This window comes from Lysobacter sp. A378, from assembly GCF_054052125.1.
Genome location: NZ_JBSVRK010000003.1, coordinates 1 through 11,813, shown reverse-complemented (window position 1 = coordinate 11,813; position 11,813 = coordinate 1). Strand labels below are relative to the sequence as shown.

13 protein-coding genes are annotated in these 11,813 nt (G+C 65.4%); 8 read left to right on the top strand and 5 right to left on the bottom strand.

What is annotated here, in order from left to right; all coding sequences use genetic code 11:
* The first annotated feature begins 3 nt into the window (after positions 1–3).
* Positions 4–510, top strand: a complete 507-nt coding sequence (locus ACW7G1_RS11615) for a hypothetical protein (protein ID WP_456979923.1) — start codon at positions 4–6, stop codon at positions 508–510.
* A gap of 21 nt (positions 511–531) precedes the next feature.
* Here the strand turns inward: ACW7G1_RS11615 and ACW7G1_RS11610 are convergent, their stop codons facing one another.
* Positions 532–1,797 carry a 6-phosphofructokinase gene (locus ACW7G1_RS11610; RefSeq protein WP_456979922.1) on the bottom strand — a complete coding sequence of 422 codons (1,266 nt, stop codon included), beginning with the start codon at positions 1,795–1,797 and terminating at the stop codon, positions 532–534.
* A 129-nt stretch (positions 1,798–1,926) separates the two neighbouring features.
* Between ACW7G1_RS11610 and ACW7G1_RS11605 the strand changes: the two genes are divergently transcribed.
* The 3 genes from ACW7G1_RS11605 to ACW7G1_RS11595 are packed head-to-tail and all read left to right on the top strand — an operon-like array spanning position 1,927 to position 4,552.
* Positions 1,927–2,505 (top strand): adenylate kinase, encoded by a 579-nt coding sequence (locus tag ACW7G1_RS11605; RefSeq protein ID WP_456979921.1) that lies wholly within the window; start codon positions 1,927–1,929, stop codon positions 2,503–2,505.
* A 21-nt stretch (positions 2,506–2,526) separates the two neighbouring features.
* Positions 2,527–3,957: a UDP-N-acetylmuramate:L-alanyl-gamma-D-glutamyl-meso-diaminopimelate ligase gene (gene mpl / locus ACW7G1_RS11600; protein ID WP_456979920.1), complete on the top strand. Its 1,431-nt coding sequence runs from the start codon at positions 2,527–2,529 to the stop codon at positions 3,955–3,957.
* Between the two features lies 1 nt (position 3,958).
* Complete coding sequence (locus tag ACW7G1_RS11595; RefSeq protein ID WP_456980139.1) at positions 3,959–4,552, top strand: LON peptidase substrate-binding domain-containing protein; 594 nt, start codon at positions 3,959–3,961, stop codon at positions 4,550–4,552.
* Between the two features lie 2 nt (positions 4,553–4,554).
* On the opposite strand, the gene ACW7G1_RS11590 is transcribed toward ACW7G1_RS11595, so the two are convergent.
* The gene (locus tag ACW7G1_RS11590; protein ID WP_456979919.1) at positions 4,555–6,546 is read right to left on the bottom strand and encodes a bifunctional DedA family/phosphatase PAP2 family protein; all 1,992 of its coding nucleotides are present in this window, start codon (positions 6,544–6,546) and stop codon (positions 4,555–4,557) included.
* Positions 6,547–6,691: 145 nt separating this feature from the next.
* Between ACW7G1_RS11590 and ACW7G1_RS11585 the strand changes: the two genes are divergently transcribed.
* From ACW7G1_RS11585 to ACW7G1_RS11575, 3 genes are all read left to right on the top strand, one after another.
* The gene (locus tag ACW7G1_RS11585) at positions 6,692–7,363 is read left to right on the top strand and encodes a serine/threonine protein kinase (RefSeq protein WP_456979918.1); all 672 of its coding nucleotides are present in this window, start codon (positions 6,692–6,694) and stop codon (positions 7,361–7,363) included.
* Positions 7,364–7,424: 61 nt separating this feature from the next.
* Positions 7,425–8,240 (top strand): SDR family oxidoreductase, encoded by an 816-nt coding sequence (locus tag ACW7G1_RS11580; RefSeq protein ID WP_456979917.1) that lies wholly within the window; start codon positions 7,425–7,427, stop codon positions 8,238–8,240.
* Positions 8,241–8,255: 15 nt separating this feature from the next.
* Complete coding sequence (locus ACW7G1_RS11575) at positions 8,256–8,678, top strand: VOC family protein (RefSeq protein WP_456979916.1); 423 nt, start codon at positions 8,256–8,258, stop codon at positions 8,676–8,678.
* 83 nt (positions 8,679–8,761) lie between these two features.
* Here ACW7G1_RS11575 and hemL read toward each other — a convergent pair whose 3' ends face one another.
* Together hemL and thiE are read right to left on the bottom strand one after the other, a co-directional pair.
* Positions 8,762–10,051, bottom strand: coding sequence for a glutamate-1-semialdehyde 2,1-aminomutase (gene hemL, locus ACW7G1_RS11570; protein WP_456979915.1), 1,290 nt, complete (start codon positions 10,049–10,051; stop codon positions 8,762–8,764).
* Entirely contained in the window at positions 10,048–10,692 is a 645-nt protein-coding gene (thiE, locus tag ACW7G1_RS11565; RefSeq protein WP_456979914.1) for a thiamine phosphate synthase, read from the bottom strand. The genes hemL and thiE overlap by 4 nt, the downstream gene beginning before the upstream one ends.
* A gap of 71 nt (positions 10,693–10,763) precedes the next feature.
* Here thiE and ACW7G1_RS11560 point away from each other — a divergent pair, with 71 nt between their 5' ends.
* On the top strand, positions 10,764–10,955 hold the full coding sequence (locus ACW7G1_RS11560; RefSeq protein ID WP_456963401.1) for a rubredoxin: 192 nt from the start codon (positions 10,764–10,766) through the stop codon (positions 10,953–10,955).
* Between the two features lie 103 nt (positions 10,956–11,058).
* Here the strand turns inward: ACW7G1_RS11560 and ACW7G1_RS11555 are convergent, their stop codons facing one another.
* The gene (locus tag ACW7G1_RS11555; RefSeq protein WP_456979913.1) at positions 11,059–11,517 is read right to left on the bottom strand and encodes a DUF192 domain-containing protein; all 459 of its coding nucleotides are present in this window, start codon (positions 11,515–11,517) and stop codon (positions 11,059–11,061) included.
* Positions 11,518–11,813: the final 296 nt, after the last annotated feature.

The window sequence follows — 11,813 nt, the reverse complement described above, 5'->3', positions numbered from 1 at the left end:
CCCATGCGCCTGATGCCCTTGTTACTTCTCGTTGCGGCACTGCCCGCAATGGCCGCCGACCCCAAGCCGGAGATTGACCGCCCGGCTGCCACTGCCCAGGCCGTTGGGGTGGCGCATACCCTGCGCACAATCCCGGAGGCCTGTGCCCGCCTGGAAGGCGTGTTTACCGGTGAGACCGCCGATCCGTACCGGTTCGCGGTCGTTCGCACCAGCCCGAACTGCCAGCCACGCGCGCGTTTCGTGGACGCCGCCAAGGCGAAGCCTTCGCTTGCCGGCGGATGGATACTCAACGACCTGATCAGCGTGCCCAACGCCGCCTGTCCATCGCAACAGGCCATCGTGCAGGTGTGGCGCAATGCCGCCGAAGGCGCCACGCCGGAGCTGGACGCACAGGGTCGCGTCCGGGTGTACCTCGATGGCTCCAAGCCCGCATCCAGCGCCGACAAGCCAGCGGCCGCCAGTGTGTTTGCGGCGGTGATGAAGGTGGAAGGCAAGACCTGCAACGACTGAGCTGCCTCATCCGGGCGAGTTTCAACCCGTTTCGACATCCCACGGCGGCAGTTGCGCCTTTACCGCGATATTTTTCAGCGTGACGTACCTGGGCAAGCCGTCGCGTCCGTATGGCGGCGGTGCTTCGCCCCGGATCAGCGGCTCCAGATAGGTGCGGGCTTTTTCGGTGATGCCGTAGCCGTCGCGGCGCAGGAATCCCGCTGGCATCTTCTTTTCCTTGTTGGCGATCTTCGACAGCGGTGCCGGCTCGATCTTCCAGCGATAGGGCGCGTCGCCGGTGCGCACGATCACCGGCATCACCGAATTCATGCCCTTCAGGGCGAACTCGACCGCTGCCTTGCCCACCGCCTGCGCGTGGTCCAGATCGGTCCTGGAGGCCAGGTGCCGCGCCGAGCGCTGCAGGTAGTCGGGCAGCGCATAGTGGACCTTGTAGTCCAGCATGCGCTGGACCCGGCCGGCGAGATGGGAAGCCACGCCGCCAAGTTGGGCGTGGCCAAAGGAGTCCTTGCCGCCGCCGGCATCGGCGACAAACGCACCATCGGCGTTGCGGATGCCTTCGCTGGCGACCACCACGCAATAGCCGACGCGCTTGACGACCGATTCCACCTTGGCGAGAAAAACCGCCTCGTCGAACACGCGTTCCGGGAACAGGATGATGTGCGGTGCCTCGTCGGGTCCGTTGCCCGCCAGTCCGGCCGACGCAGCCAACCAACCGGCATGCCGGCCCATCGCCTCGTACACGAACACCTTGGTCGACGTCTCGGCCATGGCAGCCACATCCAGCGCCGCTTCGCGCACGGATACCGCGGTGTACTTCGCCGCCGAGCCGAAGCCGGGGCTGCAATCGGTCAGCGCGAGGTCATTGTCGATGGTCTTGGGCACGCCGATGCACGTCAGCGGGTAGTCGAACTCGGCCGCCAGCTTCGACATCTTCAATGCGGTGTCGGCCGAATCATTGCCGCCGTTGTAGAGGAACCAGCGCACGTCATGGGCACGCAGCACGTCCAGCAGGCGCTCGTACCTGGCTCGGTCCTCGTCCAGTGACTTGAGCTTGAACCGGCATGATCCGAACGCGCCGCCGGGCGTGTGGGCGAGGGCGCGAATCGCGGCGATCGACTCTTTCGAGGTGTCGATCAGCTCCTCGCGCAATGCACCCAGGATCCCGTTGCGCGCGGCCAGTACCTTGACCTTGTGGGCGCGAGCGGTCTGGATCACCGCCGAAGCGGTGGCGTTGATAACGGCGGTGACACCGCCGGACTGGGCATAGAGCAGGGTTCCCGAGGGCATGGGGCTTCCAGAGGTAGGTGCCGGGATAGCCCCAGGATGCGGTAAGCTGGGCGCCGTTTGCCCCGGCAGGTTGACAGGTCGCTGCAATTGTAGCGCCGGCCCCGTGAGGCCCAGATTCAGGAGACAGTGATGCGATTGGTACTTCTCGGCCCGCCCGGTTCCGGCAAGGGCACACAGGCCACCCGCCTCAAGGATCATTTGCAGGTACCGCACATCTCCACCGGCGATTTGCTGCGTGCGGAAGTTGCCGCCGGCACCCCGCTTGGCCTTGAGGCAAAAGAGGTGATGGCTCGTGGTGAGCTGGTGAGCGACGCGATCCTGCTGGGCATGCTCGAGGATCGCTTCTCGCGGGCCGACACCCGTGGCGGTTTCATCCTCGATGGCTATCCGCGCAATCTGGCCCAGGCCGACGCACTGAACACGTTGCTCGAGCGCATCGGCCAGCCGATGGATGCGGCGGTGCAACTGGAGGTGCCGACCGAGTTGCTGGTCGAACGGATCGCCGGCCGGGCCCAGGCTGAAGGTCGCGCCGACGACACACCCGAATCGGTCCGTACCCGTCTGCAGGTCTACGTCGACCAGACCGCGCCGGTGGTCAATTTCTTCCGTCAGCGCGGCAAGCTCAGCGTGGTGGATGGGGTGGGCTCGCTGGACGAGGTGTTCGCGCGGCTGATCGAGGCGCTGGCACCGGTCCCGCAGGTCGGCTAGCCCGGCAGAACCGGTAAACGCATGAAACTCCATATCCTCGGCATCGCCGGCACCTTCATGGGCGGCGTCGCGGCGCTGGCGCGCGAGCTTGGCCACCAGGTGGAGGGCAGCGACCAGGCGGTATATCCGCCGATGTCGACCTTGCTGGAGGAACTGGGCATCGAGCTGCGCCAAGGCTACGACCCGGCCAACATCTCCGCCGACTGCGACCAGATCGTGATCGGCAATGCGCTCTCGCGTGGCAACCCGGCCGTGGAGCAGGTGCTGGACGATAACCAGAAGTACATCTCCGGTGCCCAGTGGTTGGCCGAGAATGTATTGCCGGGTCGCGACGTGCTTGCCGTCGCCGGTACCCACGGCAAGACCACCACGACCTCGATATTGGCCTGGTTGCTGGAGGCGGCCGGCCGCGCGCCGGGCTTCCTGATCGGCGGCGTGGCCGAGGATTTCGGGGTCTCGGCGCGGGTGGGTGGCGGCGCGCCCTCATCCACGGCGCCGGGCTCCTTGTTCGTGGTCGAGGCCGACGAGTACGACACCGCGTTCTTCGACAAGCGCAGCAAGTTCGTGCATTACCGGCCGCTGGTGGCGATCCTCAACAACCTGGAATTCGACCACGCCGACATCTTTCCGGACGTGGCCGCGATCCAGCGCCAGTTCCACCACTTGGTGCGCACGGTGCCACGCCGCGGCCGGTTGGTCGTCAATGGTGAGGACCGGCATCTGGCGGAGATGCTTGCAATGGGCTGCTGGACGCCGGTGGTGAGCTTCGGCCTGGATGCTTCGCTGGCCGTGAGTCCGGTCACCCCGGACCAGCCATTCCACTGGACCGCCCGTTTGCTGGCGCAGGACGGCAGCGCTTTCATGGTCATCCACGACGGCGTCGAGCTGGGCGAAGTGCATTGGTCGCTGTTGGGCCGGCATAACGTGATGAACGCATTGGCGGCGCTCGCTGCCGTGGACGCGGTCGGCGGCGATGTCGCCGCCGTGTTGCCGGCATTGACCAGCTTCCACAGCGTCAAGCGGCGAATGGAGTTGATTGGCCAGGACGCCGACATCACCGTTTACGACGACTTCGCCCACCATCCCACCGCGATCGCCACCACCCTGGCCGGGTTGCGGGCCAAGGTCGGCAAGGCGCGTGTCATCGTGGCGATGGAGCCGCGCAGCAATTCGATGCGGCTGGGTGCACACGCCGACGCGCTGGCACCGTCGCTGGACGAGGCCGACGTGGTGGTATTCCTGCACCGGCCGGAGTTGGCGTGGGATGCCGGCAAGGTGATTGCCGCCCTGCGCGGCGAGGGCATTGCCGCGGCCGATACAGACGCCTTGCTCGCGTTACTGGGCCAGCAGACGCGGTCCGGCGACCACGTGGTATTCATGTCCAACGGTGGTTTTGACGGAGCGCCGCGGCGTTTCATGGCGATGCTGCAGGGCCAACCTGGACTGCGCTAGGCTGGTGACAATGTCGAACCAGACCGATCCCCCATCGTTGTCATTGTTTCCGTTGCCGGCTGTCCTGTTCCCGGGCGGCACGCTGGGACTGCGGGTATTCGAGCCGCGTTACCTGGACCTGGTACGGGAGTGCGGCCGCAACAGCTGCGGCTTTGGTATTTGCCTGATCCTGGAAGAGGACGCCATGGGTTCCGCGGCGGCTTACGGCACCGAGGCGCTGATCGAGGATTTCGACACCGGTGACGATGGGTTGTTGACCTTGCAGGTACGCGGCGCGCGGCGTTTCCACGTGCGTCAGGTCGCCGTCCGTGCCAACGGCCTGCAGGTGGCCCAGGTGGACTGGTGCGATCCCGATCCGGTCGAGCCGTTGCGTCCGCAACACGGCTTGCTGTCGACCTTGCTGAAAGGGGTGGTCGAGCAGGTCGGCGGCGAGTACGCGAAGCTGGCTGATGCGCACCTGGACGACGCGGCGTGGGTCGGTTGGCGACTGGCCGAGATGTTGCCGTTGTCCGACCCGCAGCGCCAGCAACTGCTCCAGACCGATGATCCACACGAGCGACTGGACCAAATGCTCTCGTTGCTTCCGGACAGCTGAGCCTAAGGGTTGATGCGTACCCGGAGCACCGGTACGCCATTGTGCGGGTGTTGCGCCTGGATCGAGTCGAACCCTTTCAGTGCATCGGCTACTCGCCCATGCGCCTCACCGTTGTGGGGGGCGGGCAGCCACAGCACCGCCGCTCCGAGTGGCTTGCTGGCCTGCAAGGTCTGGGTGGTGCCGATCCACAAGGGGGTGGCGTCGTCCAGCGCGGCTGGCGCCGGCCACAAGCGCAACGCGTACTGCTCGCCCGGCTCGGCTCCGGGGTGCAGCATCAACAGGGTCTCGGCGTGCGCATCCAGCGTTGCCGGGAGCACGACCTGGTCCGTTATCGGCGTGTCGTCATCGAGCAGTGTAATCGTGCCGGTCCAGTCGGCCTGCGGTTGCACCCGCCACCCGGCGGCTTCCATCGCCGTCTGCAGCGGTGCCAGTGGGCCGGCTACCTGCATGTCCAGCGGCCAGCGTCGGCGTGCATCATGCTCGTTGCGTTGCGCGGGCAGTCCGGCCCAGCCGTCGTGCCACCAGTCGTCGTTGCTGACCTGCACGCTGGGTGGTGCGGTTGGGAAGCGGCTCAGCAGCGCGTCGGCCGCGTGCGGGGCGTGCCATGCCGCGGCGATCGCGAAGCTGCCGTAAAACAGCGCCGACAGCGGATGCATCCAGAACGAGCGTGCCACGTGGCTGCGGTAGGAAATGCCCAGGATCAACAGCCAGATCAGGCCGAACAATGTGCCGCCGACCAGGTCGCTCAACCAGTGCGCGCCCAGGTAGAGCCGGGCGAACCCGACCACGGTGGTGATGACGCCGGCCAGCAGGTATGGCCAGACACGTTTACGCCCAGGCAGCTCGCGCGCAATCAACACCGCGAAAAAACCGAAGATGATCGTGGTCATGGTCACCGCCACGGACGGGAAGCCAAACCCCGGGGGGGCGGTTGGCGGCCGCGGCATGTCGATCACCGCCTCAAGCAGACTGGTCAGTGCCAGGCCAAACGCGAGCGCCGCGATCCAGTGGGCGGCCGCCATCCAGCGCCGTCGCCACAACAGGTAGGCCAGCGCCACGCTTGCCGCCACACCCAACACCTGGATGTCGCCCAGGCTTGCCAGGCCCGCCATCAGGTGATCGGCCAACGGGTTGCGCAAGCGCCACATCAGGTCCTGCAGGTGATGGTCCACCGCCAGTGGACCGCCGCTGGCCAGCAGCAACGCCAACAAGGTGAAGCAGATCCAGCTGATCGCCAGCAAACACGCCGCGAGCATCAGCAACGACGCAGAACCGGGCCGGTTCGGATCGACCAACGCGCCGGCGTAACGACCGAGCAGGGGATGGGCATGGATCCAGCGCAACAAGCGCGCCAACAGATGGTCGGCGTTGTTGGCAAACCAGCGCCAGGTGTAGAGCACCGCGGCCCAGACCAGGGCAATGGCTACCGCCAGACCACCCAGTGCCAATGCGAGTCGATCAGCAACCGCCGCTGCGGCATCGTAAGAGGCTCCCAACACCCAACCCGGGGCCAGGAATACTGCCGCCCAGGCCAGACTGGCGAATGCGCTGGGTAGGGCGTATCGCCGCAGCGGCATCTGCAGCATGCCCGCGATCACCGGTACGAACGGCCGCACCGCGCCCACGAATCGGGCAATCAGGATGCTTTTGATTCCGTGGCGACGAAACAGGGTCTCGCCGCGATCCAGCCATTGCGGGTAGCGAACGAATGGCCAGTGCTGGCGCAGCCGGCGCGGCCCGAGGTGGCGTCCAAACCAGTAGCTGAGTGCGTCGCCGAGGAATGCACCGCTGGCCGCGCACATCACTGCATAGGGACCGTTGACATGCCCCAGACCGACCAGCGCGCCGGCGGCAAACAGCAACGGCAATGCCGGGACCACGATACCGATCACCACCAGCGCGTCGCAGAAGGCGATCAGGAAGATCAAGGCGCCGGCCGCTACGGGGTGCGTGCCAATCCACGCGGTGACGCTGTCGATCCAAGCCGGATTCATCGGCTCATTATGTCAGTGTCATGCTGGTTTTGATGCCTGTTGGGCAAGCCTGCGGCTACGGGATTCAGGAACCAACCGCCCGCCTGTGTGCCAACAACGGCGGGCGGGAGCTGCCGAACCAGGCGGCTGCCGGTAAAGTGGCGTGATGAGCACTTCGCATTCCGCTGTCGCATTGGAAGTCACCGCGCTGAAAGCCGACAGCTTTGGCCGGATTTCGCTGATGCGCGACCACAGCGGGTTATTCATACGTCGTGACCTCGCCCATGTGCCGGCATGCCTGCGGCTACCGGCATGGTGGCTGGCCCGACGCGAAGCGCGTGCCTTGCAATGTATTGATGGAATGCCGGCCACGCCGCGCTTGTTACGCTGGGACGGCCGACGCCTGGAGCGCAGCTACATGGAGGGCGCGGCGATGTACCAGGCTCCGCCGCATGGTGACCTGGCGTATTTCCAGGGTGCCCGCCATTTGTTGCAGCAGCTCCACCGGCACGGGCTGGTCCACAACGACCTGGCCAAGGAGGCCAACTGGTTGGTGCTGGTCGATGGGAGCCCGGCGATCATTGATTTCCAGCTGGCCGTTCGTGGCCATCCGCGCTCGCGCTGGATGCGCCTGCTTGCACGCGAAGACCTGCGCCATCTGCTCAAGCACAAGCGCACTTATTGCCCGGAAATGCTGACCCCGGTCGAGCTGCGCGTGTTGAAGCGCCATTCCTGGGTGCGCCAAGCGTGGTTCGCCACCGGAAAGCCGGTATATCGCTTCATCACCCGCCGGCTGCTGCATTGGGAGGATAACGAGGGCATGGGTCCGAAGCCCTGAGATCGCGGTGCAGGCACGGAGTCACTGCCTACAATGGGCCGACCCCACGACTGGAGCATTCATGCCCACCTTGTCAGGCAAGACCTTGTTCATCACCGGTGCTTCGCGTGGCATCGGTCGTGCCATCGCATTGCGGGCGGCGCGCGACGGCGCCAATATCGTCATCGCGGCCCGCTCGTCGTCTGCCCATTCCAAGTTGCCTGGCACCATCCACACGGTCGCCGCGGAAGTCGAGGAGTCAGGTGGAAAAGCGTTGGCGGTCCAATGCGATATCCGTGATGAGGCGCAGGTCGATGCGGCCGTCGCCGCCGCGGTCGAGACGTTCGGCGGGATCGATATCCTGGTCAACAATGCCAGCGCGATCTGGCTACAGGGGGTGTTGGATACGCCGATGAAGCGATTCGACCTGATGCACCAGGTGAATGCACGCGGTAGCTTCCTGTGCGCGCAAGCTTGCCTGCCGCACCTGCAGAAGGCATCCAACCCGCATATCCTCACCTTGGCGCCGCCGCCCAGCCTGGATCCAAAGTGGTGGGGACCGCATACCGGCTACACCCTGGCCAAGATGGGGATGAGCTTCGTGACGCTTGGAGTTGCGGCGGAGTTCGGGCCGCAAGGGGTCGCGGTCAACGCGCTATGGCCACGCACGATCATTGCCACCGATGCGCTCAACATGATCCCGGGTATCGATGTAGCCGGCTGTCGCAAGCCGGAGATCGTCGCCGATGCCGCGCACGCGGTGCTGGTGCGGCCGGCCGCCGGCTTCCACGGCCAGTTCCTGATCGATGAGCAGGTGCTGGTCGAGGCGGGCGTCGAGGACTTTTCCGTCTACGCGATGGATCCGGCGCAACCGTTGCTGCCGGACCTTTTTTTGTGATTTGAGGAGCGCTTGATGAAATACCTGCACGCCATGATTCGGGTCCATGACCTGGACGCCACCAGCCGATTCTTCACCGAAGGGTTGGGGCTGGTGCAGACACGCCGGATGGATAATGCCGAAGGCAAGTTCTCCCTGGTCTATTTCGGCGCCCCGGAAAACCCCGAAGCCGAGATCGAGCTGACCCACAACTGGGGTTCGCAGGAGGACTACGGGAACGCGCGCAACTTTGGCCACCTTGCGTTCCAGGTCGACGATATCTACGCGACCTGTGCCCACCTGCAATCGCGGGGTATTGCGATCAACCGGCCGCCGCGCGACGGCCGGATGGCTTTCGTGCTCTCTCCGGACCTGATCTCGATCGAGTTGCTGCAAAAGGGCGAGGCGCTGCCCGTGGCCGAGCCGTGGGCCTCGATGCCAAACACCGGGCAGTGGTGACCGACGGCGGCCGCCCGCATGCAAGTGGTCGTTTACTCGAACCGTTCTGGCAGTTCGGTGCCAGCGCCGTCAGGCAGCCGGTTTCAATCCTTGCATGCCGCAAACGCCTCGCGCGCGGCGCTCACGGTGACGGCGATATCGGCTTGCTCGTGTGCACTGGACATGAAACCGGCTTCGAAGGCCGACGGGGCGAAATACACGCCTCGTTCGAGCATCGCATGGAAGAACCGGCCAAACCGGGCGGCATCGGATGCGGTGGCATCCGCGAACGATTCCACCGGGCCTTCGCGGAAATACAAGCCGAACATCCCCGGCGCGCGGGTGGTGTGGAACGGTACGCCAGCGTCACGGGCGGCCGATTCCAGCCCATCGCACAACGTGTTGGTGCTGGCTTCCAGCGCATCATGGAAACCAGGCGCCTGGATCAGGCCTAGCGTTGCCAGTCCCGCGGCCATCGCGACCGGGTTGCCGCTCAGTGTGCCGGCCTGGTAAATCGGTCCGCTTGGCGCGACCTGGCTCATCAGCTCGCGCCGGCCGCCAAAAGCCCCAACCGGCATGCCGCCGCCGATGATCTTGCCGAACGTGCTCAGGTCCGGACTGACCTGATAGCGCTGTTGCGCGCCGCCCAGTGCGACCCGGAAGCCGGTCATCACCTCGTCAAAGATCAACAGCGCACCGTGCTGGGTGCACAGGTCGCGCAGGTGCTGCAGGTAGCCAGCGCGCGGCAGGATGCAATTGGCGTTGCCGACGATCGGCTCGATGATCAGGCCGGCGATCTCGTCGCCGATCTCCTCGAACATCGCGGTCGCGGCGTCGAAGTCGTTGTATGGCAAGGTCGAGGTCAGGTCCGCGAGCGCCTTGGGCACACCGGGCGAGTTCGGCAGGCCCAGGGTCAGCGCGCCGCTGCCGGCCTTGACCAGGAAGCTGTCACCGTGGCCGTGGTAGCAGCCTTCGAACTTGACGATCCGCGACCGTCCGGTAGCGCCGCGCGCAACCCGGATGGCGGACAGCGTCGCCTCGGTACCGGAGTTGACCATCCGCACCATCTCGCAGCTGGGCATGAGCCGGGTGATGGTCTCGGCCATCGTCACTTCCAGCTCGTTGGGTACCCCGAAGCTGAGGCCGTCGCGCATGGTTCGCGCAACCGCGTCGAGCACCTGTGGATGCGCATGGCCGGCGATCATCGGCCCCCAGGAGCCGACGTAGTCGATGTAGCGGTTACCGTCGACATCGAACAGATAGGGTCCTTGCGCGCGCTGGGCGAAGAACGGCTCCCCGCCCACCGACTTGAACGCGCGTACCGGTGAATTGACGCCGCCGGGCAGCAATTGGCTCGCGCGGGCGAACAAGGCATGCGAGTGGTCGTGGTTCATTCGGGAAGTGCTCCAGCAACAGTGAAACAGGAAAGGTAGGCGCGGGTCGCGGCGACCGGGTCGGGGGCATCGAATATCCCGCCCACGACCGCCAGCAGGTCGGCGCCGGACTCGACCAGTACCCGTCCATTGTCCGGCGTGATCCCGCCGATGGCCACCACGGGCACTCCCAGCCGGGCCGCGCGACGCAGCAGTTCCGGCGGGGCACGGCGAGCCAACGGCTTGGTGGTCGAGACGAAGAAGGCGCCAAAGGCGACGTAACTGGCGCCCTGCGCTATGGCGTCAACGGCCCATTCCAGGCTGTCCTGACAGGTGGCGCCCAGGATGGCATGCGCTCCCAGCGCCGCACGAGCAGCCGCGAGGTCGCCGTCGCCTTGGCCCAGGTGCGCGCCGTCCGCCCCCAGCGCGACCGCAAGCTGCCAATCGTCGTTGATGATCAGTGGCACACCGTATTGCCGGCACAGCGGCTTCAGTGCAAGCACTTGTTGCTTCCGCAAGACGGCGTCGGCGGACTTGTTGCGGTATTGCAGCCAACCCGCGCCGGCGCGCAGGACCGGTTCGATCCGGGCAAGCAGTCGTGCGGTGTCCGGTTCGTCGGGCGTGATCGCGTAAAGGCCCTTGCGCGGCCAAGCTGGGTTCATGGGAAGCTTTCACCTGAGGTAGGGGGATGGGATAATGAGGTCGTCACCCTTCAATTGAGCATTATCCGACCATGTCCGAGATCGCCTCCATTGTGGAGTTCCGCACCTGGATGTGTGTGGTGTGCGGCTTCATCTACGACGAAGCATCCGGTCTTCCGGAAGAGGGCATCGCGCCGGGCACCCGCTGGGACGACGTTCCAGAGACCTGGACCTGTCCTGATTGCGGTGTCACCAAGGATGACTTCGAGATGATGGAGCTGTGACACCGAGGCCCGGTGATCGTCGCGATCGAAGTTGTACTGGTTGATGTCGCAGGCCCGCTCCATTGGGGAACGGCGCGCCCACAACCGACAGGCCGGCTTTTCGTCAGAGTGTCGGGATATCCGGGCCTAGTCGGAGTTCGGCACCGTTCTGCAGTCCCAGTCGAGCAGCCTGGCCAGCATTGAGTTCCAGCACGTATCGCGCCGGAGCATCACTGGGGTAGGGCGGACAGGCGTTGCCCGCCGAACACGGCGGGACATCACGTTGCTGTGACACCAGGCGACGGTCGTCGTCGAAGTACAGGATGTCCAACGCGATCCTGGTGTTCTTCATCCAGTACGCTTGCGGTCCCTGCCGCTCATGGATGAACAGCATGCCGCGGTCATCGGCCATATGGTCCCGGAACATCAGTCCGCGGGCGCGTTCGGCGTCGTCGTCGGCAATCTCCACCGCGTAGCGGGCGTCGCCCACTTCAACCCACAAGCCATTGCCCAAGGCGCTTCCGGACAAAAACAGCGCACAAAGCAGCAGCGCGCCGGCGGAAATGTCTCGTATCGGGGTCATTGCCAGTCCTTTTGATTCCTACCCGGCAAACCTTCCTGCACCACCGGAGATGCGTCAAGCCGGAAGTTGCCGAAATGCTGCGCCGGGTCTTCCCTGTTCATCCCCACTGGTGCAGACTACGCGGCCGCGCCGACCCGGATGAGCAGGACGGCGGAGCGGGTTGATGGGTTTCGGGGTTCACGAGGTGTTGACGTGCCCTGAAAACCGGTTAAGATGGTCGGCTCGACGCAGCAACACCGGGTCGGGGCAGCGGGAAAAAATCAGGCGAACAAGGTGTTGACGTTCTCCGGATCCGC

Coding starts and splice junctions, on each gene's coding strand:
- ACW7G1_RS11615 (WP_456979923.1), top strand. CDS start 4: ATGCGCCTGATGCCCTTGTTACTTCTCGTTGCGGCACTGCCCGCAATG.
- ACW7G1_RS11610 (WP_456979922.1), bottom strand. CDS start 1,797: ATGCCCTCGGGAACCCTGCTCTATGCCCAGTCCGGCGGTGTCACCGCC.
- ACW7G1_RS11605 (WP_456979921.1), top strand. CDS start 1,927: ATGCGATTGGTACTTCTCGGCCCGCCCGGTTCCGGCAAGGGCACACAG.
- mpl (WP_456979920.1), top strand. CDS start 2,527: ATGAAACTCCATATCCTCGGCATCGCCGGCACCTTCATGGGCGGCGTC.
- ACW7G1_RS11590 (WP_456979919.1), bottom strand. CDS start 6,546: ATGAATCCGGCTTGGATCGACAGCGTCACCGCGTGGATTGGCACGCAC.
- ACW7G1_RS11585 (WP_456979918.1), top strand. CDS start 6,692: ATGAGCACTTCGCATTCCGCTGTCGCATTGGAAGTCACCGCGCTGAAA.
- ACW7G1_RS11580 (WP_456979917.1), top strand. CDS start 7,425: ATGCCCACCTTGTCAGGCAAGACCTTGTTCATCACCGGTGCTTCGCGT.
- ACW7G1_RS11575 (WP_456979916.1), top strand. CDS start 8,256: ATGAAATACCTGCACGCCATGATTCGGGTCCATGACCTGGACGCCACC.
- hemL (WP_456979915.1), bottom strand. CDS start 10,051: ATGAACCACGACCACTCGCATGCCTTGTTCGCCCGCGCGAGCCAATTG.
- thiE (WP_456979914.1), bottom strand. CDS start 10,692: ATGAACCCAGCTTGGCCGCGCAAGGGCCTTTACGCGATCACGCCCGAC.
- ACW7G1_RS11560 (WP_456963401.1), top strand. CDS start 10,764: ATGTCCGAGATCGCCTCCATTGTGGAGTTCCGCACCTGGATGTGTGTG.
- ACW7G1_RS11555 (WP_456979913.1), bottom strand. CDS start 11,517: ATGACCCCGATACGAGACATTTCCGCCGGCGCGCTGCTGCTTTGTGCG.